Here is a 21092-nt window from a genome sequence, read left to right as displayed (position 1 = left end):
ATATCCTCATTATCTATTCTAAATATATTAAAAACTACTTAAAAGGATTTATTAAAGCTCTAAACAAGCTTTGTCATTTAGGGCATCCTGAATATTACGGGCAAGCCACTCTCTATCCTGCTCACGCTGTGACTCCGAAAACTCTTGAAATAACAAAAGCACTAATTCCAGTCGGCGCTTTTCAGTAAAGAGCGGGAGCTCTTCTAGCCATTTATTGTCGAGTGCATACTCTCGATTATACCCTTTCATAAAAGACGTCAGCATGGCTGACGCAAGACTAGAAGTTCTACTCTGCTCTACCTCCGGTTTTCGCCAATCCCCAAAGATGGTCGAATAATAAACGGCAATGGCAATATCATGCACCATATAGTCGTATCCGCAATCATCAAAATCAAACACGGTGATCTGCCCCTCATGCACGAAGAAATTACCCGGATGCAAATCACGGTGACATAGTCCATAGCCTTCTCGATTCCGCGGCAACTGGTTAATCCGATCATTTATTTGAAGCAACTTTTCAAAAAGCTGCTGTTCAACAGTACCAAAGTTAGCAAAGTCAAAATCAAGCTTACCCTGATGTGGTCTTGCCAGAACAGTCTCCGGACGCTCATATTGCAGAGCTAAAGCATGCATTCTTCCTGTTACCTCACCCCATTGCTCAAAAAGCTCCGTTCCCCAATAGGGATCGGAAGCATTAACATGACCACCTGGTGCTTTCTCCATCACACAGATCATAAATCTTTCTTCATCTTTGACTAACGTTTGTACCAAACTGCCATCCTGAAAGGGAATGGGGGGAGCCAGTTGCACGCCATGTTTTGCAAGATGGTCCATAAAGTCAAGTTCAGAGATGACCATCTCCTGCTCCTGATGAGAATGATGTGTTACACGTAAAATATATTCATGATCATCTTTTGGAAAGCTATAGACAACATTTTCAAAGCCACCAATATACTTTATCGTTGTCCAATCGACTTGAATCTGTTGTGCAGCTTGTTTAAGCATTTCTTCATCGAATTTCACCTGCCAGTTAGGCATTTCAATCACTCTCCTACCTTCTAAGAAAACATCAATTAAAATGGTATATTTTGTATATCGGTATTTTATAAAGTTATCTTAACACTTCTCTACCAATAAAAGAAGCAATCAAAAAGGTAGGAGCAGCCTAGAACTTTAACAAAGTCCATGACTGTTCCTACCTTAATCATCTTTCATTACTTTTGAGCTTATATTTCTATTGGTTACTTTATTGCTGAAAGCTCATCTTCCGTTACCCATTTATGATTTTTCACTTTATCTCCACCCGTAGTAGGTGTGTAATCAATCATATATACCGTGGTTTGTTCCGCTGCGTTAATCTGAGCCGTTGCACCTTTCATATCTTTCATATGGTCAGCTTCCATTACGACTTCTGAGCCGGATTCATAGGGTTTATCGGCTGCTTTTTTGATTTCTTCATGAATAATCCACTTATGATTTGTAACTGGAAATCCGCCTGTTGCGGGCCTATAAGAAACGATATACGCAGTGGTATCAAAAGCTCCAACTATCGTTGCTGTTGCCTCTTTCATACCTTCCATATGGTCCGCTTGGATAATCGCTTTACTTCCTATTTTAAAAGTAGGATTCTCTGACACCTTCAAATTTTCGGGTACGTCACTTGAACTAGAGTGTGAGGAATTTTCCATTATCTTATTGCCATAACTATTATCATTACCACATGCGCTTAGAGTGAGTGCAGCTGCGATTATGAATAGATATAATTGCTTTTTCATATATAAAACCTCCGAAGTTGATGTGCCTCTGATTATTCATTTACCCATTTCATAGGATCACAAACCTAATGAAGTTTTTTCGAAAATGTAAAATGGATTATTAGATTACCAATAAATGAGTGTTGTCTCAGTTATTGAAGGTTATTTATAATGTTTTCTGAAAGGAGGCTACTACAATGAAGACTAAAATATTCACTTTGTTGCTTCTTTTGGGTCTGGTAAGTATGGCTACTATGATTGGTTCTGCTAGTGCTGCTCCGGTATTAACCGTAGGGAGTTCTTCTGGAGATGTGTGGGATCTTCAGTATCGATTAAAAACTCTGGATTTCTATACTCAGCCTTTAGATGGTGTATATGGAGCACAAACGAAAGCTGCCGTTGCTAAATTTCAAAAGGCCTACGGATTAAACGCCGATGGAGTTACTGGTACAAAAACTTGGAATGCTCTAAAAAAATACACGCTTAATATTGAGGAAATGGATATTTTGGCGAAAGTAATCTACAGTGAATCGCGCGGTGAGCCTTATAAAGGACAAGTCGCAGTTGGTGCTGTAGTTATGAATCGCATACAATCTAGTCAATTTCCAAACAATATAAAAAACGTTGTATTTCAAAAAGGCGCATTTACAGCCGTATCTGACGGCCAGTATTGGCTTACTCCAAACCGGACTGCCTATTTAGCTGCTCTTGATGCTGTCCGAGGTTGGGACCCAACAAACAATTCGATCTATTATTTCAATCCAGATACAGCTACTAGTGCATGGATCTGGACTCGTCCTCAGAACTTAAAAATTGGTAAGCATATATTTGCGAGTTAACGCTTCAAATAAATATAATAGCCGGTCAACCCCTACGGTTGACCGGCTATTTTTTAGTATAAACAATTTTCTTAATACTATCTTTAGAAAGACAGTATTCACCTGAGAGCTGTTCGACAGTTGCACCAGCAGCAAACCTCAGGCAGATCTCAATATTTCTTGATTCCAAATATTTTCTACTCCCTGACTTCTCACCCCATTTTACATGTAATTCTTCAGGCTTTGGAACGTAGACCATACCACCGTTTATATATTTCTGTATTTCTTGTAGTAACTCTTTAGGGAAGACTGTATCTGCATTTACATATTTCATAATTAATCTACTCCTTAAACTTTTCAAATTAAGATGAAATAACAAACAACCTGTCTAACCATAATGGTCGGACAGGCTGTTTTTATAGAAAGCTTGCTATTAAAATTAAGATGGCTCGGAACGGGATCGAACCGCCGACACTAGGATTTTCAGTCCTATGCTCTACCAACTGAGCTACCGAGCCTTGCTATTAAAGTTAAGATGGCTCGGGACGGGGTCGAACCGCCGACACTAGGATTTTCAGTCCTATGCTCTACCAACTGAGCTACCGAGCCTTGCTATTAAAGTTAAGATGGCTCGGGACGGGGTCGAACCGCCGACACTAGGATTTTCAGTCCTATGCTCTACCAACTGAGCTACCGAGCCTTGCTATTAGTTAAGATGGCTCGGGACGGGGTCGAACCGCCGACACTAGGATTTTCAGTCCTATGCTCTACCAACTGAGCTACCGAGCCTTGCTATTAAAGTTAAGATGGCTCGGGACGGGGTCGAACCGCCGACACTAGGATTTTCAGTCCTATGCTCTACCAACTGAGCTACCGAGCCTTGCTATTAAAGTTAAGATGGCTCGGGACGGGGTCGAACCGCCGACACTAGGATTTTCAGTCCTATGCTCTACCGACTGAGCTACCGAGCCTTGCAGGGATACAAATATTTCTTCTAAATGGAAACAAAAAGACCCCTCGTCCGAAAAGGGACGAGGAGCCGCGGTACCACCCTAAATTAGAACTATTCTGTACAACAAACAGAAATGTTCTCACTTAAATATTTAACGGTTAACACCGGTACACCTCTACTTGCCAACAATGGTTTCAAGGGACTGCTCCGGAGTGAACTTCGATCAACCCTTTTCTCTAGAAACGCTTTCAATCTCCGGCGTTTCCTCCCTGTAAAGAGGTATTGAACTACTTTTCTCCATCAAAGCATTTGTTTTGTTATATAATTTTTTTTAATTGTAAGCCCTATTCCACTATAAGTCAATAGAAGAAATAATTCCCTCATTTCGATTTGATTAGCTTTATCCATTACAAAAATTAAAAATCATCTTTAATTCATCATCAAAAGACTTCTTACATTCTTCTTGAAAGCTATTACCAGTATATTCTTTTAGTGTTTTTCTCCAAAAATGCTGGGCTCTCCTATTTGTAGCTGTGGGATTGGTTTGTAGCTCCCATTTTCCAATATGAAGATTAAATACCTCCTTAGCCGCACGTTCAGCGATTCCCGTACCTCGGAAGGGCCGCAGGATAAAGAATTCGTTTAAATAAAATTCACAACCTGGTGGTGTATGAGGTGGTGTGGCTACTAATGCAAAACCAGCAGGAATTCCATCCTCTTTTATTAAATAAGGATATAAAATCCCCGGCTTCTCCCACCATATGTCGAACACTTTATTCTGTTCATTCAGCGTCTGTGTTTCATTATCCTCGTATACCCCGTATTGATTAGGAAGGTTCCCCCATATCTCTGATAGATCGTGTAAGTATAGTGGGTAGAGATTGTTAATCTTAAACTTCGTTGTGCTGTCAGTTAATGTTACAGTGATATTCATTTCGTTCTCCCCCTTCTATCGAATGCTTGAATATATTTTTGGAGATCACTCAAATAACGTTCTGTATAGTTGTCTTTGGTATAATCCTTAAGCAATTTTCGCCAGAAAGCTATGGCAGGTTTGTTATTTTCCATTTGAGCTAGTTTCCATTTAGCTTCTTTAAATAGATCAAGTGTTTTTATTGCGGCAGCAGTACCTATTCCATTTCTCCTGTATTTCTGCAAAATCATAAAGTCATAGATCACATGAGTTGGATCTGGGTCTTTATCTAAGTTTTCAAAAAGAACAACCACAAATCCAGCTACGTTTCCTGAAACCTCAATCAAATATGGATTCCATCGATGATCCCCTTCCCAAAAATAATCAATATTCACCTCGAATTCCCCATGCTGGTTTACGTCTTGATCTGTAAATAAACTGAAATCATAATTGTAAAATTGATATAGATTAGACAATACCTCTTTATCTTCAAACGTTACAGGAACAAGATTAATTTCCATCATACCTCCACGTTTTTTCTCTAATTTCACTTCTATACTCAGTATAATTACGACCACACTCTAGTAATATGCCATGTTCAATTAGAATTAAATTTTATATAACGTCATTATTCTTCTAAAATAAAAAGAGTTCACCTGAGTTTTACACTCAAATGAACTCCAATATAATTAACTGATGATTAAGTTAGATCTACAATAACCTTGATCGTTTCTTTTGCTGCAATGGCTCTATCGAAGGCGGCTTGAATATCCTCTAATTTATAAGTCTGTGTCACCATTGTAGAGATATTCGTTTTCTTGTCGTTAATATGTTCAATTACCTTTACAATATCTTCATGTGTGTATCCACTAGCTCCAACAATATTAACTTCTTTACTCATCACTTGAGCAAGGCTTATAGGTACTTCATTTTTATAAACGGCAATGATTGCAATTCTTGCTTGTGGCTTTACAATCTGCATCACTTGTTCAAATAATATTGGAGCACCCGCTGCGTCCACAAAAGCATCTACATTGGGAATACTCACACCGTATACGTTCACTTCGCCGAAGTGTTTGATTAAACCCTCTGCTAATGTTTCAGTCGACGTATTAACTGTTATTGCGCCTAGTTCTTTTGCTTTATCCAAACGCCAGTTGTCAATATCCACTACGCAAACATCTTTAATGCCTTCACCAATTAATCCTGCAGCTGCAGATAGACCAATTGGACCAGCACCAAGAACTACGATTTTGTCTCCATGTTTGGGCAGTATGCTAAAAGCGCCATGGAAGCCTACGCTCATGGGTTCCATTAATACGGCCTCTGTTGCCGAAACGGAATCATTGAATTCATAAAGGTTATAATTAAGTGCTGCATCTTCAATTAAGACATATTGTGAAAAGGCTCCTACCTCCAACGAATAACGACGACCTGCACGTTTTGCAGTAATTGGATTCACACCTACACGCATGCCAACTTTCAAATCGGTTTCCACATCAGAACCTAATTCGACGATTTCACCAAACATTTCATGTCCAAACTCTGAGCCGAAACGGATACCCATTTCAGAGCCTGCTTTTACTATATTAATATCTGTACCACAAATCCCCCCCGCTAAAATACGAACCAACGCATCTTTTGCTCCTACTTGAGGCATCGGACGCTCTTCTATCCCCACACTATTTTGACCGTGATAAATGCCGACTTTCATCATTCATTAACACTCCTTAATACTATCTATTACTTTCATGGTAGTAGTTATTAAGGAGCTAAGCAATCTACAATAATACTGAAAGCGTTAATAAAGCAACAGTTGATAAATATGTGTTAATTAAAATTTAAATAGTGAAACAATTCACTATATCTTTTTATTATTTGCAGGTATAAATGGATTTAACTGTATGATTCGTTCTGCTAAATATTTAGGTGTATAAGGCATATCATTGCCTAGCCACATGGAAATTGTACCAATGATAGCAGATGTTCCATACCAAGCCGCAATATCAGATGGAGTATCAACGGTTAAGAAATCCTCTGTTTTTTGAATCGATTGTTGTTCTGTTGTTGTTAATATCAATTCATATAACAGATCCATCAATTTCGGTGTGAAATAAGGAATGTTTTTGGTTACAAGCAACACCTTATACATATGAGAATTCTCTGCAATATGCTCAAGCAATAAAATCAGCGAGGTAAGTTCATCCCCTGGTTTATAGGATTCTTCAAATTTATCTATGAGTATTTTCTTTAAATCTGCTAATAAATCATCCAAGATACTATCTATCAAATCATTGATATCTTTGTAATGTAAATAAAATGTGGCTCGATTGATTTCAGCCTTTTGCGTAATAGCGTTGATCGAGATCTTATTCAGTTCTTTCTCTGTTAATAAATCTATAAAGGCATTCCGGATTGCTTTTCTTGTCTTTCTTATCCGTAAATCTAAGTATGTTTTGTCTGCCATAAATCTTCCACCTCGTAGTTAATGAACCTACAGTCAATTATATACTACAGTAGTTCCAGATCGTAAGCGTTTGTGTACTTCGGCATATTCGCCTGAATTCTTGCGGATATAGTACAAACTTCACGCATATTATGATTGTATAAAAATGGGAGGTGTGTTTTAAAAATGCCTGATCCTTTTGTTTCGAGATCTCTTGATGAAATTAGATTCTGGTCACGAATCATGAAAGAACACTCTTTTTTTCTTAAATTAGGGTTTCGTTGTGAAGACACGCAATTAATTAATGAAGCGAACCATTTCTACGCCACATTCGAAGCCATAGAGAATAGATCCCTCGGATTTACTGTGGATTCTGATCCGGCAGTTATACGGAAGTTTAATGAGGAAGTTCATAGTGCTGCTTCACATATCTGGGCTTTTAAAAGGAAAATATTGGGATTAATTTTGCAATGCAAGCTTCCAGGAGGTACGAATTTCCCTTTATTAGTGGATCATGTCAGCAGGGAAGCCAATTATTTTCGAAATCGACTGGAAGAATTGAATCTAGGTAGGTTAGATCCTTTGCCTGACGCAATTATCAATGAAAATGTGTTCTTTCTACGTATAATGGCGGATCATGCCAAATTCATTGGACATTTATTGGACCCCTCTGAACGTCAACTCGTTGAACAAGCGAGAAATTTCAGTCATGATTTCGATACATTGTTGTATCAAGCTATTGATCTTAGCTCCATGCGTCCTCAATCCCAAACCAAACCCCTGTTAAGTCAACAACTTGACGAGAATAAAGTCTCGGTTAAATCCCTCCGTGATTTCAAGAAAACCGCTCGAGATCTTATTGAAGAATGTCGTATAAAAAGCATCATTCATCCACTGCTTGCGGATCATGTATTTCGAGAAGCTGAAAGATTCCTCTATATTATTGATGCATTTGAAGCCTCTTTGAATATGAATAAACAAATCGTATAGCTTTACATATTTAATGGATGGATAGGGCGACTACTTGTATCAAAAATACAGGTTGTCGCCCTATCCATCTTTATATTTGAATTCGTTTGTTTCGGTGATCCACCCCAAAGCTTTTAAAAAATAGTTGGTATTTGCGAAGAAACAATTTATAGTAAAACTCAGGAGGAATCAGGAATTTTATGGAATACAAGATTACTTCGAGTGACTACATAATCAAACGTTAAGGATGATTGCTAATGAAAAGGTTTAGTCAATGTTTTATACTTTGTACTATGGTTTTTGCTTTATTAATGCCATCCACTGTGTTTGCTGCTGATAAGAAATTACTCAATGAGGCAAGTATTACTTTGTCTAGCGATGTTATTCCTGTGGGTGGAACTACAAAAATAAAAGTTCGCTTACTAGCTGAAATGACCAGTCTTACATATGCAAAATTGACACCGGAAGTTTCTGATGAATCCATACTTACCGTTGAATTGGATGGATATTCAGATTATATTGTTACAGGCGTTCAAGAAGGTTCTGCAGAAGTAGTCTTCAACATTCCTGGTTGGACTGAAGAAAGATATCCAATTACCGTTCTATCCAAGGCTGCTTACGAAGAAAAGATGAAAACACCTCAAGAAGTGTTAGATTTCACAACCTATTCTAATCAGATAGCAGCTATTATTCAATATGACGAAATTGCCAATGAGGCATATATTAAGAACAGAATAGACACGGGTACCAATAGAAAGCAACGCTACACTGCGTTTAATAATGTGATCCTTCCTAATTACACTAAACTGGTAGTAGAAGCAAAAAAAATTAAAGCACCCAATCCAGAATTGCAGGCCTTGCATCAAATCTATTTAAAAGCTATAAAAACACAACTGGAAGCAATGACAATGATGAAAGAGGCCTTATACAAAACAAAAATCTCTAGCAACGATTTTAAAGCAGCAAATAAAAAGATGGATGAAGGCGTGAAATATGAAGGACAGTTTGTAGATGGGATCGATAAATATCGGAAAAAGTACGGTATTTAAGATTAAATGATAATTAAATCCCAAAAAGCCACGTCAGAGCTTCCTCTAACGTGGCTTTTTGGGATTATAGCTATTTTTTTGTGTAAACAATCTTCTTAATACTGTCCCTTGATAGGCAGTATTCATCCGAAAGCTGGTCAACCGTTGCTCCAACGGCAAACCTTAAACAAATCTCAATATTTCTAGATCTTAAGTATTTTCTGCTCCCTGACTTCTCGCCCCATTTTACATGTGCTTCTTCAGGCTTAGGGATATACACCAAACCACCATTAATATATTTCTGAATTTCCTCTAATAATTCTTTTGGAAAAATCGTATCTGCATTTACATATTTCATAGTCGCTCTGCTCCTTAAACTTTTTTTGAGTTTGAAGGTAGCAAAGTCTATTCTAAAAACAACCCTGCAAAGTGCACTGGCGGTAAATCAATTTTTATTCGCTCTATACAAACAACCGCCGTTGTTTATAGTCTAGACTTTGCATAGAGCTTATCGCTAATTTTCTCACTATTGTCCGCCCTCCTTTGTTTAATGTGTAATTACTTGTTCCAAAATGCGTTCCGCTGTCTTCTCTCCATTTGCAATACAATCAGGAATACCCACACCATAATAAGAACATCCAGCAAGGATTACATTCGGATAATGATCTGCAATCTTCTTCTCTAAGGATACTACAATCTCGTGATGGCGTTTGTGGTAATTTGGCATAACATCATGCCATTTGGTCACTTCGTGGGTAACTGGATGTCCAGTAATTCCAAGACTGGTCTGTATATCATTCAACGCCACCTTTAATAATTCCTCTTCTGAAAGCTTAATCAAGGACTCATAATGCGGTCCTGAGCTTTTATAAAAGAGTCTGACAAGCAGACGTTGTTGACCAGACGTGTGCTCCCACTTGCGACTTGTCCACGTACAAGCATTACAAAGAACATCGTCACTGTTGGCTGTTATAAACCCTGTACCGTTCGCTGGCAGTTGACTGTCAGGGATATCAAATCCTATATACACACTAATCATAGAGCTGTTAAACAACTGTTTGAAATCTTCATTCAGTGCTTCGTCTTGAAGTAATGCTTGTGCAGTAGAATGCATCGTTCCTAGTACGGCAAAATCGCTCTCCAAGATTCGTCCATCTGCCAGTGTTACCCGGTACCGTTCTCCATCCTTTGCAATGCGCTCTGCCCGAATTCCTTTGATGATCTCAACATCGGACAGCTGTTCTTCCATGGCATCAATCAGAGCAGATACGCCACCCTTAAAAGACATAAACTTCTTATCGCCGTTCCCCTGGAATTTAGCCTTATTCGCGGACAATCCCTGAATAATACTTCCATATTCATTTTTATAATCAATCAAATAAGGAAGGGTCGAGGCAATGGTAAGTTCGCTCAATTTCCCGGAATATACACCTGATAGGACAGGTGATATTTGCTTCTCGACAAGTTCTTTTCCAAAGAAAGCTTCCAGAAAATCACCTACAGAATCGTTTTTCGTAAAACGATCATTCGGAGTATAGAAATCTTTAAGTGCTTCAACTTTACCTTCAGCAGAGATCAAATCTGTAGTAGCAAGCGATTCAATACTGAAAGGGATGCCAAAGACTGCATCTTTAGGGATTTGCTTCAGCTTACCTTCTGTGTAGATGTATGATACTCCTGTCGCGTTATATACAACCTCATCCTGAATGCCTAATTCTTCAATCAATGGTGCTACATTTGTCTTGCGAGTGACAATTGAATCAGCACCAGACTCCATGATGAAGTCATCATGCTGAAGTGTTCTGATTTTGCCGCCCAGTCTATCGCTGGCTTCAACCAAAATTATTTTTACATCCAACTTATTATGCTGTATAGATTTCTGTAGATAGTAAGCGGTAGACAATCCAGTAATTCCCCCGCCAATCACGACGACCGTTCTCAAGCGTTGACACCTGCCTCTAAAGTTATAATCTGTTAATTTCAATTGAATACATTATATCATAGGGATTTATATGTAATAACATACCGTTCGTGTCATATATAACACAAAACACCCCCAAAAAATATAAACCTTCAGAAAAGTCAAATAAGCCGCGATTATCGCGGCTAATCCTTATATATTCTCCTGTTTTAAAGCATCAATAATATTTTCCTTCTTCACTTTTGAACTGGAGTACAGCATAGCTGAGCTAACGATGATAAATACAGCGACAATGACATACAGGATACTCATCCACGGAAGTGTGAATCCATAAGAGAAGCTACTCATCATTGATCTATAGATCAGGTACATAATAACTATACTAATCGGAAGCCCATAAAGTAGTGACTTAATTCCATAAAAAACACTTTCGTAATTAATCATTTTATTAAAACCATTTGGCGTCATCCCCACAGACTTCAGCATCGCAAACTCTCTTTTACGAAGGGATATGCTAGTTGATATCGTATTAAAAATATTCGCAATCGATATTAAAGTAATTAAAGCAATAAAACCATAAGTGAAAATAGACATTAACATGATCATCTGCTCACTATTTTGTCTATTTTGATACACATTTTGAACATAGATATTCCGCTCTTTCATTTCCTCTATGGCTTGTTGTGTCGCTAATGGGCTTGTACTATTCAAGTTAAGCCGGCTTTGAATATCTTTGCTCATCGCACCATTTGTTAGTTTATCGAAGACTTGTTCAGAGACGATGATGTTTATTCCACCAACCATTGCTGAATGTACTCCCATTGGACGTTTATCAGTTAGAGCGACAATTTTTACTGGTGATAAATCCGTCTCTTTTTTTGTATCCCAATCCGTATAAATAAGGTCAAGCTTTTGGCCGATTTCAGAGTGAAAAGCCTTGGTTTCAACAATTTTTTTGGCTTTCTCATCCTCAAAGGTGACGGTATCATTCACAATAGCTGACATCTGATTGAGATCCGTTAATTGTTCATAACTTATACCGACGGATTCTGCATAGGTTCTCAAACTCTGCTCATTTAGGGCATGGATCTGAATGTAGTAAGGATATTTCCCATTTTTTAAAATACTGCTATCCTTCTCCACGATTTCTTGCAATTCTTTTGCCATATCTTTTTCATCAATCCATGAACTCAAGCTTAGTTCCCTGACCACGTTATATTCAGTTATATTAGGTAAGACAGAGATCGATTTCGTCAGCCGATCTACTTTTTGAGCGTCCTCAGTCCCCATATAAACTTGAATATCATAGTTCAAACCATCCTGTGAGAGTTCTACCGACTTTCTCATATTCGTAGTGAACGAAGATACGGATAAAAACAGAACAATACTAATGACAAGGGAGAACACGGTTGCTTGGTACCTGCGTTTATTTCTCTTTAAATTCTTCAAACCAATTTCTGCTTCAATTCCAAACAACTTGCGAACGAACTTGGAAGTTTTCACCGCTTTACCAGAGAGCTTAACATCGGTTGTTTGTCTGATCGCATCAATTGCCGAAATCTTTGAAGCTTTTCTGGCTGGAAGATAGGTGGATATAAAAATCGTCAGTATCGAAACTACACAAGCGGTGAATAGTGACAGAGGTGTAACAACCAATGTTAATTTTTCAGTTATCCCTAGTACATCTTGAATCATCGAATTGATAAACATAAAAGTGATCCCGATTCCTGTAATTCCGCAAAGGATCCCAATAGGTATACTAATTAAACCGATGATCATCCCTTCAAAAAACACTGAATTCTGCTTCTGCCTCTTTGTAGCACCTACGCTAGAGAGCATTCCTAAATGACGTGCACGTTCCGAGACAGAAATCGCGAATGCATTATAGATTAAAGAAACAGAGCCAATGATAATCACAGTCATAACGATGACTGACAATGAAAGAAGTGCATTACGTAAGCCATCGTTATTCGTCACACCATAATAGCGCAGCAGACTATTATTATAAGAAATCGACTCAATATTGTTTTCTTTTGCCAATTCCTCTGCATGCTTGTATATGGAGCTATCCACCTTGTTTAACACAACTGTCGCTGTAACTTTTTCGGCTGCTCCAATCAAGCTTTCATCCACATAACTTAAGGCAGTATAACCCGGAGACCATGTTGGTTCCCAAGTAGGACGCTTTATCACTCCCACAATCGTATAGTTCATTGGTTTTTTATGAATAATCTTTTCAAGCAGGATATCCTCTTCAGTCCGTAATCGTTCGTTCTGAGATAAGGGCTGCCCACTATTTTTATCATCCCTAGTGACTCGCTCTCCGACATCGAGAGTTAAAGTTTCACCAATCTTATAAGTGACTTTTGCATTCTTTGCAAACTCCTCAGAAATGACTACTTCGTGGTTTGTCTTTGGAAGTCTACCTTCCAGCAGTTCTATCGGAAATTGTTTAAAACCAGCTGCATTATATTCCTTAATATACCAATAGGGTTTATTCTCATTCTTCCCACCCTCTAAAGGGGCGTAGCCACGATCGTTGGAGATCACTAGGGTTTTTGTCGCATCATCTGTTTCTATCGCTTTAAGCTGATCTTTAGTAACATTTCTATATTGGACATGCCATTCTCCATTTGTTGAGATACTCTGCTTCCTCATTAATTCCATAAATGAAAAACCAAGCGTTGCCACAGCCGTCACCATAGTCACAGAAATGATGACTCCAATGATAGTAACCAATGTTCTTCGTTTATTTTGCTTCAAATGTCTAAGCGTTAATTTATTTACGATATTCACGGACGAATCACCTCATCTTTGGCGATCCTTCCATCTTCAATGGTAATCACTCTATCCGCTTGTAATGCAATCCGTTCATCATGAGTAATGACAATCAGTGTTTGATTATAAGTTTTATTAAACATTTTTAATAAATCTATAATTTCACCACTGTTCTTACTATCCAGATTACCGGTTGGCTCATCTGCCAGCATGATTGCAGGATTACTAATTAACGCTCTGCCAATAGAGACCCGCTGTTGTTGCCCGCCTGAGAGCTGATTCGGGAGATGGTTTAAGCGATTTTCCAAATTTAACGCCTTTACAGTATCCGAAAATTGTTTCTTATCTACCTTGTGCTGATCAAGGAGTAAAGGAAGTGTGATGTTCTCTTCGACCGTTAGGACCGGTATTAGATTATAGAATTGATAAATCAGCCCAATTTGTCTGCGTCTAAAGATCGCCAGCTGTGTTTCATTCAATTCATAAATATCCGTGTTATCTACGAATACTTTGCCGCTAGTCGGTCTATCCACTCCGCCTAATAAGTGTAGAATGGTCGATTTCCCGGAGCCAGATGGCCCGATAATCGCTACGAATTCCCCTTTTTTAATCGAAAAAGATACATCATCCAGTGCCTTTACCGCTGTTTCACCTTTTCCATATGTTTTAGACAGATGTTCAATCTTTAAAATGTCCATTGTTAGACCTCCATTTGTTGATGAGATCAGTATATCTGTCTACAATGACTATCCAGTGACTCTAAAGTGACATTCTAGTCACTAAGCCATATGCTAAATAACTTGCTTATAAAATTTGATCTGAAATTGTGAACCCTTTCCCACTTCACTCATTACATCGATCGTACCGTTTTGTCCTGTGATAATGCTTTGTGCCAAGGCAAGTCCAATCCCTACACTATCTTCGCTTGCATTCTTACCTTTATAGAATCTTTTGAAGATATAGGGGAGCTCTGCCTTTGGGATTCCTTTGCCGTTATCTGTAATGATAATTTCCGTAAACAGTGCATTTTCTGCAAAAGAAATCGAAATTTCTCCCCCAGCAGGTGTGTGCTCTACACAGTTTTTCAGAATATTAATGATCGCCTCAGTTGTCCAATTGAGATCGCCCACAAATGTGGTGCTATCTTCTCCATCAATCAAGACCCGTTGTTCTTTAATATCCATTGGAATTAACATGGGCTCCAAAGATTTTTGAACTAGCTTGTTCACCAGAACAAGATCTTTTTTAAAATGAATGGTTCCAGCATCGATCTTGGAGAACTTTAATAAAGAGGAGACTAGCCAGCCAATTCGTTCGAGCTGAATCGTAATTTTCCGGGTAAACTCCATTCTCTTCTCAGTGTGCAGCTCAGGATCACTTAATAAATCTGCCATCACAGTCATGGAAGTAAGCGGGGTTTTGAGCTGATGAGAGATATCCGAAATCGCATTGGTGAGCTTCATTTTATCTTCTTGTAATTGCGCACTCTGCTCGGATAACATCAGCGTCACTTTATAAATGTCATTCTTCAGGATACTAAGCTCACCTTCCTGATTATCACGAACATCGAGCGAATAATTCCCACTACTGATTTGGCGTAGATACCCTGAGAGCTTTTCAATTTCACCATATCTCCAGCGGGTAAACAATACACTGCAAGCTATAAGCAAAGCTGAAGTCCCAGCTGTGAGCCCTACCGCCTCTAACGATATAAATGTCGCCATCGCTGTAGCCACAAGACTGATCAAGCACATCGTAAACAATAACCATCTAAATTCTCTATTACGAAGCATCCTAATCACCAACCTTGTAACCCAACCCTCGAACTGTTTTGATCAGTGTGGGTTCTTGGGGGTTATCTTCTAACTTTTCCCTAAGTCTTTTTATGTAAACCGATAATGTATTGTCGTTCACGAATTCACCTGCCACATCCCAAATCCGTTCTAACAATTGATTTCTTGAGAGAACCTGACCAACATGGTTAGCAAAGATCAGTAATAATCGATATTCTAATGCGGTCAATAGCACTTCATCGCCGTTCTTATAAACCTTTCCTTCAAGCGTGTTAATCCGTATATTCTCTAATTCGATATTGGATTGGGTCTGAGCCTGCTTGTTATATCTCCTTAAGACGGATTTAATCCGCGATAGCAGCTCCCGAATCCGAAAAGGCTTGGTTATGTAATCATCTGCCCCCATATCGAGTCCCATCACCACGTTGACCTCATCATCAATCGCCGTTAAAAAAATTACCGGTATATCACTTTGCGCTTTCACGATCTTGCACAATTCATAACCGCTGCCATCCGGCAGTGAGAGATCAAAGATGCATAAGGTGAGCTCTGATAACTGCTCAGATAACACCGCTTTGGCTGAGGTGGCGTCATAACATAGAAGGGTTTCAAAATGATCCTGCTGTAATGAATATTCAAGTCCTGATGCTATCGTTCTATCGTCCTCGACAAGAAAAATTTTCATGGATGATCATCCTAACCTTATAATATATTCAATCGTTCTATTCGTTCCGATGATCATTCTCTCATAATTATAGAGTTATACCAAATTACAATTCATATTAAAGTATTTACAACTCCACGGTAAATATAATAAAAACGTCTACTCCATGGAATAGACGTCTCTAAAAGGATTATATTGCAAAAGCACCACACTTATATTGATGTATCTGCTGAAACCCTAGCCGTAGTGCCGATTTTTTCGAAGCCTCATTATCTAGTGAACAATCCCAGTAAGGAATAAAGCCATTGGCAAGCACATCTTCAACTACTAGCGTCGCTAAATGTGTCCCCACTCCTTGTTTCTGATATTTAGGAAGGGTTTCAATTCCGATTGCGTGTGTATCCTGTGTAACAAAACTAGAATAACACACCCCCATAATTTCAGATCCCTCAACTGCAGCATATCCGTAGCCTTTTTCGGCAAAGTCTGCTTTCGATGACCAGAATAAATCAATATTTTCATGTACAAATTCTATATTCTTTAGATCTGAGTTCTCCCAATCCAGCATTTTAAGATTTATAGTTCTAGTCCCATTAGTCTGCGTCGTAGGCGGCTTGTGAAGTAACTTGAACACCATCTGTTCAAACGGATATAGCTTCCTAGAAGGAAACATCAATTCCAGATTCCATTCATCATGTTGACCAGAAACTTCGAAATGTTCCATCCCGAGTTCCTTCATTCTAGGTACAATATGATCTGTTACATAACTGTCCAGTGCATGGATAAAGGCTTGGTGGGTGTGATCGCCAATAAGATAAAACCCTTCAATCCCCTGACTCCATACTAACGCACTCTTTGGTGCTGTAAGTTGATCGACAAAGATCCAACCAGGATTATTGCCTTCAATCACAGAGAGAGTTTCGGGATGGATATGCTCGCCTTGAAGTAGTGGCTTCACTTTATAATAATCCTCATGAGGTATTTCATGTATACAAACACTCCCCTTATTTTCCTTACAGATGCTGTATACATAAGTATAAAGTAATCGTCCTTCATCGGCTGGTAAAGTTCATTCATAACTGAAAATTACTGTCCACGTATAACTGTTTTTCTAGCCTTAATTATTAAAAATGAAGGTCTCCTTCTTTCATTTATTAATTTGGGCATCTTCTCAAGACCCTCAAGGCTGGATTCAGGTTCAACAATTCCTTCAATAGTCAGTCCATTTTGGATCAAAGTATTAAGTAAAGTTGAAAGTTTTCTATGGTATTTTATGACACCATCAATTCCCCAAAACTGTGATCTGAGACCTTCTTCTCCATAATTATCAATGGGCCAATGTAGGATATTATGATCGGAATCTTTAACCCACCCACTTTGAATCTTATTTGATAAAACAACAGGATGTTCTGTTGAAAATACTAGGCAGCCATTTGGTTTAATCCACTTTGAAATCCTACTAATGAGTGTTTTATAATCCTCGACATAATGAAAAGCTAACGAACTTACAACCAAATCAAATTCATTTCGATTAAATTCGATTTCTTCCATTGAGCCCTGTATATAACGGATCTCAGGTCGTTTCCTTGCCATAGCTAACATCTTCTCTGATATATCTACACCTGTTACCTTTGAAGCATTGTTATCAATCATATAGTTTGCCATTTCACCAAAACCACAACCCAGATCGAGAACATTTAAATCCTGTAGGTCTGGAAGTAACCCTCTTATTGCAGGTTGTTCAATAAAGTCATTGTATGTAATTCTTGACTCCCTTAAGTTCTTATACATTTGAAAAAACTCAGGGTTGTCATAAATGTTCTGTTGCATCATACACCTCCACGATATTATTGATGATGTTTACGAAGTCGGTTGTAATATAGCCAAGTCCGACTAACATATGATCCAAACATTAGAATTAAGATGGCGTACAAGATCATATTTATGATCTGCAATCGATCCAGGTTAGAATAAGTCGATAATCTTACATTTAAACCAATGATATACATATATAAAATAGTGAGGGGTAAGAACATAGCAGAATACGTTAAAGCTATACGTCTAGCTAGTTTCAACTGATTTAACTTATCGCTGTATATTTGCGGTTTGGCTTTACCTGGTACATATTCTTGGCCCCATAAAACCCATTTCTGACTCCATGAACTCGAATGATACAGACATATCCAGCCAGAATCCGTATGAATGTTGAAGTAATTGGTATCAGCAGTATTTTGTAAGTCCGCACAATAACACATCTTACGAGGCTTCCCTTTTTTAAAATAAAAGGCAGTTCCTGTTTTGCCAACGCTGTACAGATTATATCCCTTTTCTTCCATTCCCTCTAGCCACTCTTCAAGCCGATCCGGCGAATACATCCATCCAATCTTCCACTTCAAAACAAGTTGACCTGAATTTTTCAAACGCTTCTCTTCATTCTTACTTAGCCTGTCTTTCAGAGGGGATGTCCCCTGACCATTTTGCTTGTTTGGTTGTATGAATTCCCCTGTTAATCTTTGGTTCGTCTTGTTTAATGTGATCAGCGAATATACGGTGAAAATGCATAAGATAATGCTAAGCCCTAATGCAGTAGCGGGAATAAAACCATAAGGTCCGTTGAAGACATTAAAATGACCAGACTCGGAAACACTCAATGCTATCGTACTTATTAAAATTACATTGAGTAATGCAACCATTAAATAAATCAATATCCCCATAAAAATATACATGATCTTCTTGTTATGCTTTACGATTCCCTCTCGATCAGGGAGAGCTCTAATCTGTTCTAAAGGCAGCCGATTCATCGTCACAACCCATTTGCCGCTCTGTAACACCTTCGTCCATCCGAAATTTAATAGACCCTTAGAGAGGGAATGGTTGGGAACTTTATCGAATACGATTCGATAGTTTGCTGCTTTCGGTTCGCCCTGCTGAAAGTAAAAATATCTATTTAAACGGTTGATTCGGATAAGTTCGTAGCCTTTTTGGGCCATAGAAGCTAACCATTCTTCAGTTTTCTGAACATCATAACTCCAAAGGGGTCTAAATATTTTGATAATCATCTATGTCACCTCCATATTTTGTAGCATTCTCATGTAGCTCTTTAAGTCTATTAATCTCCGTAGCAAGAATTAGCATCCCTATGTCTGTTCTTTCATAAACTGTTTTTCTCTCTTCATCAGCAAAAACAGTAATCATCCCATCTTTTTGCATCTTCGTTAACGTGCCATAAACTGTACCTGAACCTAACAAAAGACGTGCTTTCGTGATTTTCTCCACATGCTTCACTATTCCATATCCATGACGTGGTTCATCTAAGGATAAAAGAATATAGAATGCTGTTTCAGTCATGGGTACGTATTTCTTCAATACTTTCTCAGGGTTCAACATGCCCAGCTCCCTTTATTTATACGTCGCATTTAAATATGTCTTAACGTGACTATATCACGTCGTGACATAGTCTACAATATTAATACTCGAAAAAAATAAAAAAAGTGTGTAGAATCGCTTCATCAGCCATTCTACACACTCTACATTCAACTGCTCCAACCTGCCTAACGAATATCTTTTACACGAATATTACTTCCTAACAGACTCGAATCACTACTTAATCGGAATGACGGGTAATTCTCATCTGCTTCAAGTCGCATCTGTTCATCAAATAAAGACTCCTGTTGCCGGTCAACAAAAAAAGTAAAAGGCTCTTTCTGAACTTCAATATCTGTAGCATGAGGTACACTAATGACCTGAATAACGATCACGCCATTACAACCACAGCCCTCTGTATCGAAGAATAATTTAAAATATCCTGGTCGTTCACCAAGGCTTTTTTCTAACTTTTCAATAGTTTGGGAGTTCAATTGTATGAACATAGGATGATCTACTCCTTATTTATAATCGAGCTATTACTTTCCCAAAGTATAATTTGATTTTCTTCCATCCTGGTGTGAGTGCCATCACTTCTATTTTGACAAACATGAGTCTGAGCATAAATTAAACCGCCTTCTGCGTCTCCCGTTCACCACCTAGCTTAAACACGAGAATGCCTCCAACAATAACAATCACTCCGACCAACTGCTTCCAAGTAAAAGGAACCTTTTCAAGCCCTAACCAGCCTAGTGAATCCCAGAGCAGTGCAAACCCAAGCTGAGAGATTAATACGATCGAAATCGCATACGTAGGGCCCAACCGCTTAGTACCTTGCACAAGGCATATTACTACCCCAACCCCGATCAAACCACTGATCCAATACCAAGGCTCCATATTTCTCAAAGTAAATATACGGTTTCCTTCAACGATAAGACTCATGATAAATGAAGCTAGGAATCCCATCCCTAACACTAAAGTTGTCGTGGCCCAAGATCCAACCTTTTCATTAACTTTTGTATTAAATATATTTTGCAGACTCACTAGTGATCCCGCGATAAGCGCTAATATCAAACCAATAATCATAACTTAACTCCTCCATTTATCGACTTTACGCAAGGCCATTAGAATTTCAGTATCACTACGCCAGCGATCATCAACCCGATGCCGATGAACTGCGGCAGTCTCATTTTTCTCTTTTCCATTTCAAACCAGCCTTTAATATCAATTAAGAACGTCAGACATAGCTGAGCAATCAACAATGAGGATATCGTAAACGTAACACCAATTTGCTGAATGGCCGTTACTTCACTAAAAATAATAACAGCTGCAAAAGCGCCACCGATCAAATATAAGGGTTTCACTTGCTTAAAGCCTCCCCTTTTCCCATCTCTAACGAACAAAAGAATGAGAAAGGACATGATGAACCCTGTTAATTGTGTAATTGTAGCCGCCTGCCAAGTCCCGATATCTTGACTAATTCGAGCATTTGACACGCCCTGTAGCGTAATACAAGCCCCCGCTAAAAATGCAAATATAATTCCTCTCATTTCTCTCTCTCCTCAACTTCGATCTCTTACATATTAAATAGCAATTCAAGGGTTTAAAAAAGGACATCTGTCCTTAATGAGAAGAAACGTTGCTATCGCCCAACAACGACCTTTGGCTCGTAAAAATAAAAAGACCGTCTCAA

23 protein-coding genes, 6 tRNA genes and 1 other annotated feature are annotated in these 21092 nt (G+C 38.5%); of the genes, 3 read left to right on the top strand and 26 right to left on the bottom strand.

The window, feature by feature from the left end; translation table 11 throughout:
• Window positions 1–51: 51 nt before the first annotated feature.
• Together MKY19_RS14155 and MKY19_RS14150 are read right to left on the bottom strand one after the other, a co-directional pair.
• A complete protein-coding gene (locus MKY19_RS14155) occupies window positions 52–1038 on the bottom strand; it encodes a phosphotransferase (protein ID WP_339271160.1) in 987 nt (328 codons plus the stop codon).
• A 203-nt stretch (window positions 1039–1241) separates the two neighbouring features.
• The gene (locus MKY19_RS14150; RefSeq protein ID WP_339271158.1) at window positions 1242–1775 is read right to left on the bottom strand and encodes a YdhK family protein; all 534 of its coding nucleotides are present in this window, start codon (window positions 1773–1775) and stop codon (window positions 1242–1244) included.
• A gap of 224 nt (window positions 1776–1999) precedes the next feature.
• On the opposite strand from MKY19_RS14150, the gene sleB reads away from it, so the two are divergent.
• A complete protein-coding gene (sleB, locus tag MKY19_RS14145; RefSeq protein ID WP_339271639.1) occupies window positions 2000–2593 on the top strand; it encodes a spore cortex-lytic enzyme in 594 nt (197 codons plus the stop codon).
• Window positions 2594–2639: 46 nt separating this feature from the next.
• Here sleB and MKY19_RS14140 read toward each other — a convergent pair whose 3' ends face one another.
• The 11 genes from MKY19_RS14140 to MKY19_RS14090 all read right to left on the bottom strand — a co-directional run bounded on the left by MKY19_RS14140 (window position 2640) and on the right by MKY19_RS14090 (window position 6904).
• Window positions 2640–2906 (bottom strand): CD3324 family protein, encoded by a 267-nt coding sequence (locus MKY19_RS14140; protein ID WP_076285775.1) that lies wholly within the window; start codon window positions 2904–2906, stop codon window positions 2640–2642.
• 111 nt (window positions 2907–3017) lie between these two features.
• A tRNA-Phe gene (locus MKY19_RS14135) sits at window positions 3018–3090 on the bottom strand.
• 18 nt (window positions 3091–3108) lie between these two features.
• Window positions 3109–3181 (bottom strand) — tRNA-Phe (locus MKY19_RS14130).
• A gap of 18 nt (window positions 3182–3199) precedes the next feature.
• Window positions 3200–3272 (bottom strand) — tRNA-Phe (locus MKY19_RS14125).
• A 16-nt stretch (window positions 3273–3288) separates the two neighbouring features.
• A tRNA-Phe gene (locus MKY19_RS14120) sits at window positions 3289–3361 on the bottom strand.
• 18 nt (window positions 3362–3379) lie between these two features.
• Window positions 3380–3452, bottom strand: a tRNA-Phe gene (locus MKY19_RS14115).
• Between the two features lie 18 nt (window positions 3453–3470).
• Window positions 3471–3543: transfer RNA gene (locus MKY19_RS14110), tRNA-Phe, on the bottom strand.
• Between the two features lie 53 nt (window positions 3544–3596).
• Window positions 3597–3837 (bottom strand) — a binding site (T-box leader).
• An 87-nt stretch (window positions 3838–3924) separates the two neighbouring features.
• A complete protein-coding gene (locus tag MKY19_RS14105) occupies window positions 3925–4458 on the bottom strand; it encodes a GNAT family N-acetyltransferase (protein WP_339803739.1) in 534 nt (177 codons plus the stop codon).
• Window positions 4455–4961 carry a GNAT family N-acetyltransferase gene (locus MKY19_RS14100; RefSeq protein ID WP_339803736.1) on the bottom strand — a complete coding sequence of 169 codons (507 nt, stop codon included), beginning with the start codon at window positions 4959–4961 and terminating at the stop codon, window positions 4455–4457. The genes MKY19_RS14105 and MKY19_RS14100 overlap by 4 nt, the downstream gene beginning before the upstream one ends.
• A 176-nt stretch (window positions 4962–5137) precedes the next feature.
• On the bottom strand, window positions 5138–6154 hold the full coding sequence (locus MKY19_RS14095; RefSeq protein ID WP_339803733.1) for a zinc-binding dehydrogenase: 1017 nt from the start codon (window positions 6152–6154) through the stop codon (window positions 5138–5140).
• Window positions 6155–6298: 144 nt separating this feature from the next.
• Window positions 6299–6904 carry a TetR/AcrR family transcriptional regulator C-terminal domain-containing protein gene (locus tag MKY19_RS14090; protein ID WP_339803731.1) on the bottom strand — a complete coding sequence of 202 codons (606 nt, stop codon included), beginning with the start codon at window positions 6902–6904 and terminating at the stop codon, window positions 6299–6301.
• A 165-nt stretch (window positions 6905–7069) separates the two neighbouring features.
• Between MKY19_RS14090 and MKY19_RS14085 the strand changes: the two genes are divergently transcribed.
• Window positions 7070–7873: a DUF2935 domain-containing protein gene (locus MKY19_RS14085; RefSeq protein WP_149644458.1), complete on the top strand. Its 804-nt coding sequence runs from the start codon at window positions 7070–7072 to the stop codon at window positions 7871–7873.
• A gap of 236 nt (window positions 7874–8109) precedes the next feature.
• Window positions 8110–8901 carry a hypothetical protein gene (locus MKY19_RS14080; RefSeq protein WP_339803728.1) on the top strand — a complete coding sequence of 264 codons (792 nt, stop codon included), beginning with the start codon at window positions 8110–8112 and terminating at the stop codon, window positions 8899–8901.
• A gap of 70 nt (window positions 8902–8971) precedes the next feature.
• Here MKY19_RS14080 and MKY19_RS14075 read toward each other — a convergent pair whose 3' ends face one another.
• The 13 genes from MKY19_RS14075 to MKY19_RS14015 all read right to left on the bottom strand — a co-directional run bounded on the left by MKY19_RS14075 (window position 8972) and on the right by MKY19_RS14015 (window position 20949).
• Complete coding sequence (locus MKY19_RS14075; RefSeq protein WP_042127555.1) at window positions 8972–9238, bottom strand: CD3324 family protein; 267 nt, start codon at window positions 9236–9238, stop codon at window positions 8972–8974.
• Window positions 9239–9427: 189 nt separating this feature from the next.
• Window positions 9428–10822, bottom strand: coding sequence for a protoporphyrinogen oxidase (locus MKY19_RS14070; protein WP_339271147.1), 1395 nt, complete (start codon window positions 10820–10822; stop codon window positions 9428–9430).
• 171 nt (window positions 10823–10993) lie between these two features.
• Complete coding sequence (locus MKY19_RS14065; RefSeq protein ID WP_339803723.1) at window positions 10994–13597, bottom strand: FtsX-like permease family protein; 2604 nt, start codon at window positions 13595–13597, stop codon at window positions 10994–10996.
• Window positions 13594–14277: an ABC transporter ATP-binding protein gene (locus MKY19_RS14060; RefSeq protein WP_339803720.1), complete on the bottom strand. Its 684-nt coding sequence runs from the start codon at window positions 14275–14277 to the stop codon at window positions 13594–13596. Before MKY19_RS14060 ends, MKY19_RS14065 begins: the two co-directional genes overlap by 4 nt.
• A 93-nt stretch (window positions 14278–14370) precedes the next feature.
• Window positions 14371–15372 carry a HAMP domain-containing sensor histidine kinase gene (locus tag MKY19_RS14055; protein ID WP_339803717.1) on the bottom strand — a complete coding sequence of 334 codons (1002 nt, stop codon included), beginning with the start codon at window positions 15370–15372 and terminating at the stop codon, window positions 14371–14373.
• A 1-nt stretch (window position 15373) separates the two neighbouring features.
• A complete protein-coding gene (locus MKY19_RS14050; RefSeq protein WP_042188008.1) occupies window positions 15374–16057 on the bottom strand; it encodes a response regulator transcription factor in 684 nt (227 codons plus the stop codon).
• Window positions 16058–16226: 169 nt separating this feature from the next.
• Entirely contained in the window at window positions 16227–16994 is a 768-nt protein-coding gene (locus MKY19_RS14045) for a GNAT family N-acetyltransferase (protein ID WP_339803714.1), read from the bottom strand.
• A gap of 128 nt (window positions 16995–17122) precedes the next feature.
• Window positions 17123–17866: a class I SAM-dependent methyltransferase gene (locus tag MKY19_RS14040; RefSeq protein WP_339804297.1), complete on the bottom strand. Its 744-nt coding sequence runs from the start codon at window positions 17864–17866 to the stop codon at window positions 17123–17125.
• A 17-nt stretch (window positions 17867–17883) separates the two neighbouring features.
• The gene (locus MKY19_RS14035; protein ID WP_339803711.1) at window positions 17884–19095 is read right to left on the bottom strand and encodes a DUF2812 domain-containing protein; all 1212 of its coding nucleotides are present in this window, start codon (window positions 19093–19095) and stop codon (window positions 17884–17886) included.
• The gene (locus tag MKY19_RS14030; RefSeq protein ID WP_179086676.1) at window positions 19076–19420 is read right to left on the bottom strand and encodes a PadR family transcriptional regulator; all 345 of its coding nucleotides are present in this window, start codon (window positions 19418–19420) and stop codon (window positions 19076–19078) included. Before MKY19_RS14030 ends, MKY19_RS14035 begins: the two co-directional genes overlap by 20 nt.
• Window positions 19421–19587: 167 nt before the next feature.
• Window positions 19588–19905, bottom strand: a complete 318-nt coding sequence (locus MKY19_RS14025; protein WP_339803708.1) for an iron-sulfur cluster biosynthesis family protein — start codon at window positions 19903–19905, stop codon at window positions 19588–19590.
• Between the two features lie 121 nt (window positions 19906–20026).
• Window positions 20027–20485, bottom strand: coding sequence for a DMT family transporter (locus MKY19_RS14020; protein WP_042187996.1), 459 nt, complete (start codon window positions 20483–20485; stop codon window positions 20027–20029).
• Window positions 20486–20523: 38 nt separating this feature from the next.
• Window positions 20524–20949 carry a DMT family transporter gene (locus MKY19_RS14015; protein WP_339803704.1) on the bottom strand — a complete coding sequence of 142 codons (426 nt, stop codon included), beginning with the start codon at window positions 20947–20949 and terminating at the stop codon, window positions 20524–20526.
• Window positions 20950–21092: the final 143 nt, after the last annotated feature.

Source organism: Paenibacillus sp. FSL R5-0744 (assembly GCF_037972555.1).
Lineage (GTDB): Bacteria > Bacillota > Bacilli > Paenibacillales > Paenibacillaceae > Paenibacillus_AQ.
Note: the sequence above shows the minus strand (reverse complement) of the source record. Positions and strands in the feature narration are given on the sequence as shown.

Bases quoted from the DNA above. Each gene is read 5' to 3' on its own strand.
- MKY19_RS14155 (WP_339271160.1), bottom strand. From the start codon at position 1,038: ATGCCTAACTGGCAGGTGAAATTCGATGAAGAAATGCTTAAACAAGCT.
- MKY19_RS14150 (WP_339271158.1), bottom strand. From the start codon at position 1,775: ATGAAAAAGCAATTATATCTATTCATAATCGCAGCTGCACTCACTCTA.
- sleB (WP_339271639.1), top strand. From the start codon at position 2,000: ATGGCTACTATGATTGGTTCTGCTAGTGCTGCTCCGGTATTAACCGTA.
- MKY19_RS14140 (WP_076285775.1), bottom strand. From the start codon at position 2,906: ATGAAATATGTAAATGCAGATACAGTCTTCCCTAAAGAGTTACTACAA.
- MKY19_RS14105 (WP_339803739.1), bottom strand. From the start codon at position 4,458: ATGAATATCACTGTAACATTAACTGACAGCACAACGAAGTTTAAGATT.
- MKY19_RS14100 (WP_339803736.1), bottom strand. From the start codon at position 4,961: ATGATGGAAATTAATCTTGTTCCTGTAACGTTTGAAGATAAAGAGGTA.
- MKY19_RS14095 (WP_339803733.1), bottom strand. From the start codon at position 6,154: ATGATGAAAGTCGGCATTTATCACGGTCAAAATAGTGTGGGGATAGAA.
- MKY19_RS14090 (WP_339803731.1), bottom strand. From the start codon at position 6,904: ATGGCAGACAAAACATACTTAGATTTACGGATAAGAAAGACAAGAAAA.
- MKY19_RS14085 (WP_149644458.1), top strand. From the start codon at position 7,070: ATGCCTGATCCTTTTGTTTCGAGATCTCTTGATGAAATTAGATTCTGG.
- MKY19_RS14080 (WP_339803728.1), top strand. From the start codon at position 8,110: ATGAAAAGGTTTAGTCAATGTTTTATACTTTGTACTATGGTTTTTGCT.
- MKY19_RS14075 (WP_042127555.1), bottom strand. From the start codon at position 9,238: ATGAAATATGTAAATGCAGATACGATTTTTCCAAAAGAATTATTAGAG.
- MKY19_RS14060 (WP_339803720.1), bottom strand. From the start codon at position 14,277: ATGGACATTTTAAAGATTGAACATCTGTCTAAAACATATGGAAAAGGT.
- MKY19_RS14055 (WP_339803717.1), bottom strand. From the start codon at position 15,372: ATGCTTCGTAATAGAGAATTTAGATGGTTATTGTTTACGATGTGCTTG.
- MKY19_RS14050 (WP_042188008.1), bottom strand. From the start codon at position 16,057: ATGAAAATTTTTCTTGTCGAGGACGATAGAACGATAGCATCAGGACTT.
- MKY19_RS14040 (WP_339804297.1), bottom strand. From the start codon at position 17,866: ATGCAACAGAACATTTATGACAACCCTGAGTTTTTTCAAATGTATAAG.
- MKY19_RS14035 (WP_339803711.1), bottom strand. From the start codon at position 19,095: ATGATTATCAAAATATTTAGACCCCTTTGGAGTTATGATGTTCAGAAA.
- MKY19_RS14025 (WP_339803708.1), bottom strand. From the start codon at position 19,905: ATGTTCATACAATTGAACTCCCAAACTATTGAAAAGTTAGAAAAAAGC.
- MKY19_RS14020 (WP_042187996.1), bottom strand. From the start codon at position 20,485: ATGATTATTGGTTTGATATTAGCGCTTATCGCGGGATCACTAGTGAGT.
- MKY19_RS14015 (WP_339803704.1), bottom strand. From the start codon at position 20,949: ATGAGAGGAATTATATTTGCATTTTTAGCGGGGGCTTGTATTACGCTA.